The 269-nt window shown below is 38.3% G+C and carries 1 pseudogene; it reads left to right on the plus strand.

What is annotated here, in order from left to right:
- Window positions 1–118 (plus strand): annotated as a pseudogene (locus tag IQR33_RS34265) (ATP-binding protein); the annotation flags it as partial.
- Between the last annotated feature and the right edge of the window lie 151 nt (window positions 119–269).

A 269-nucleotide genomic window follows, 5' to 3' on the forward strand; every position in this document is an offset into this window, starting at 1 on the left:
GGCTACGTATCAACAGATGGTCAACGCTTATCACAAATTTGGTTATCAATTGATCGAAGTGCCCAAAATGTCAGTCGAAGACAGAGTAGCGTTTATTCGCGGCTCAATCATCGAATAAGGCTGAAAGATGATTGATGCAAACAAATGCGTAAGGCGATTGTGACCACGACGACAATATGCGTAAAGGGAGTTATTTATACTGGATAAAATTCAATAACTTAATTGAGTGTTATGTCTTTTAAATATCTTACCTTATTGCTCGCAACGAC

Source organism: Vibrio sp. OPT46 (genome assembly GCF_015163535.1).
GTDB lineage: Bacteria > Pseudomonadota > Gammaproteobacteria > Enterobacterales > Vibrionaceae > Vibrio > Vibrio alginolyticus.